This window comes from Duganella alba, from assembly GCF_009674495.1.
Taxonomy (GTDB): Bacteria; Pseudomonadota; Gammaproteobacteria; order Burkholderiales; family Burkholderiaceae_D; genus Rugamonas; species Rugamonas alba.
On record NZ_WKJN01000078.1, the window covers coordinates 1 to 3,030 of the forward strand.

Annotated in this window: 1 protein-coding gene; it reads left to right on the top strand. The window is 72.5% G+C overall.

Going from position 1 to position 3,030, the window contains the following annotated elements; translation table 11 throughout:
• The coding region (locus GJ695_RS29255) for a hybrid sensor histidine kinase/response regulator (RefSeq protein ID WP_267874294.1) at window positions 1-3,030 on the top strand (3,030 nt) is incomplete at both ends.

Sequence of the window (3,030 nt, forward strand, 5' to 3'; positions counted from 1 at the left end):
CCGCTCTTGAGCGTGCCGAACACCACGGCGCCGGCGCCGTGGTGTTCGGCACGCTCAAGAGCGGCGTCGGCGCCGCCCAGGCCGGCGACAGCGCGCGCCTGCTGGCGCTGGACCAGGTGCCCGACGCCGGCAACGCCATGGTGCTGTCGATCGCCGAAACCGTGCCCGGCCTCTGGTGGGCCGCCACCTATGGCGGCGGCGTCATCGAATTCGACATCGGCGGCCACAGCCGGCGCATCGTGCATCGCCCGGCCCAGGCGATCAGCCTCGGCCACGACCGCACGGCCGCCGTCTGGCGCGACCGCAGCGGCCTGGTGTGGGTGGCCAACGAGCGCGGCGTCGACATCCACAATCCCGCCAACCGCGGCGTCGACACCATCCTCGACGGCGCCGACCTGCCGGAGATTTCCGCCTTCGCCTTCATGACCGACAGCGACGGCCGGCTGTGGGTGGGCCTCGGCGACCAGGGCATCGACCTGGTCGACGCCGACGGCAGCCGCCACGCCGGCCTGCGCCCGAATCCCGCCCAGCCCGACAGCGCCCTGCCCAACCGCCTGGTGCTGGGCATGGTCGAGGCGGAACCGGGCGAAGCCTGGATCGGCACCGGACTCGGCCTGTACCACACGAGCGGCCGCGGCAGCCAGGTGCGGCGCGTGCCGCTGCCGCTCGGAGATCCCTATCCGCGCATCGGCAGCCTGGTGCGCACCGGCCAGGTCTTGTGGCTGGGCCTGCCATCGGGCCTGATGCGCTACGACCTGCGCCAGCGCAGCGCCCAGCTGTACACCGAAGGCCCGCCCGGCAGCGGCGGCCTCAGCGACAACCGCGTGCCCGCCATGCAGGTCGCCGCCGACGGCGCGCTATGGCTGGGCACGCGCAAGGGCCTGAACCGCTTCGATCCGGCCACCGGCCGCGCCGAGCAGATCCTGTCCGGCGCCCACCGCGACACCTCGCTGCCGGTCAGCCTGATCGGCACGCTGGCGCTCGACCGCCAGGGCCGGCTGTGGGCCGGCACCATCAGCGACGGCATCGCCATCCTCGACGGCCGCAACGCCGACGGCACGCCCCGCTTCCGCCGGCTGTCGACCGCCGACGGCCTGCCCTCCAACAAGATCGCCGCGCTGCGCGCCGACCACGCCGGCCGCATGTGGGTCTCCACCGCGGACGGCATCGCCGCCATCGACACCGACAGCCTGCGCGTGCAGCGGCTCGACCGCGCCGCCGGCCTGGTGTTCCAGCCCTACATCGTCAACGCCTCCGGCCGCACGGCGGCCGGCGACATCGTGTTCGGCACCTCGGGCGGCTACGTGGTGGTGCAGCCGACGCCGCCGCAGCCGTGGCGCTACCAGCCGCCGCTGGTGATCAGCTCGGTGCGCCGCGATCACCAGGCCGTGCCGGCGGCGCCGCTGCTGGCCGTCGGCGGCGCGGCGCGGGCGCTGGCGATTCCACCCGGCGCCCGCAAGGTCGAGATTGAAATCGCCGCGCTCGATTATTCCGCCAGTCAGCGCAACCGTTACGCCTTCCGCCTCGACGGCTACGACCAGGACTGGGTCGAGGCCGACGCCAACCACCGCGCCGCCACCTACGCCAACGTGCCGCCGGGCCACTACCGGCTGCACATGCGCGGCAGCAACCGCGACGGCGCCTGGAGTCCGCACGAACTGAGCATGGAACTGCACTTCCTGCCGGCCTGGTATCAGACCTGGTGGGCGCGCCTCGGCGCGGTGCTGGCGGTGCTGGCGGCCGGCTGGGGCCTGTACCGCTGGCGCGTGCGCAACCTGCAGCAGCAGGTCTATTCGCGCACCCTGCACCTGGAGCGGGTGCACGCCATCGTCAAGTCGATCAACGACGAGCTCGACTTCGACGCCCTGCTCCACACCATCCTGCGCGCATCGGCCACCATCGGCGATGTCGATGCGGCCTATGCGCTGATCCCGCAGACGCCCGGCGGCCCGATGGCGCTGCGCGCGCGCTGGGGCAGCGACGCCCTGGCGCAGCCGGCGGCCGGCGTGGCGCCCAGCGCGGCGCAGGCACAGTTCGTCAACGGCGCCAGCGTCATCGCGCCCGACATGTTCCTCAAGCACAATACGCTGGCGGTGCGCATCCGCGTCGACCAGCAGATCCAGGGCTACCTGGTGTTCAGGCAGGGCACGCCGTTCGCGCGCGCCGACCTGGACCTGTTCAAGGCCCTGAAGGAGCCGTTTGTGTCGGCCTTCCAGAAGGCCAGCGCGATCAGCGCCATCCAGCAGGCGCGCGCCGACGCCGAAGCGTCCACCCGCGCCAAGAGCGAATTCCTGGCCAACATCAGCCACGAGATCCGCACGCCGATGAACGCGATTCTCGGCTTTGCCGGCCTCGGCACCCACCTCGACCTGCCGGCCAAGCCGCGCGACTACTTCACCAAGATCGGCCGCGCCGGCCAGAACCTGCTGAGCATCATCGACGACGTGCTGGACTTCGCCAAGATCGAGTCCGGCAAGCTGGAGCTGGAGACGGTGCCGTTCGACCTGGCCGACACGCTGGCCCAGATCGCCGACCTGTTCTCCTGGCGCGCGGCGGAAAAAGGCCTGGAGCTGTTGGCCTGGGCCACGCCGGAGGTGCCGCTGCGGCTGGTGGGCGATCCGCTGCGGCTCAACCAGGTGCTGGTCAACCTGGTCGGCAACGCGCTGAAATTCACCGCCGCCGGCCACATCGGCCTGCGCGTCGAACTGGCCGAGGCCGGCAACGCGGCGGCGCCCGGCGAGCCGGTGCGGCTGCGCTTCATCGTCGAGGACAGCGGCGTCGGCATCAGCGCCGAACAGCAGGCGCGCCTGTTCCGCGCCTTTTCCCAGGCCGACACCAGCACCACCCGCCTGTATGGCGGCACCGGCCTGGGCCTGGCGATTTCGCAGCAGCTGGTGCAGGCCATGGGCGGCGTGATCGCCGTCGACAGCACGCCCGGCGACGGCAGCCGCTTCCATTTCGATCTGCTGCTGCAGCGCCAGCCCGGCGCGCAGCCGGCGCCGCTGCCGCTGCCGGCCGGCGCCGCCGGCA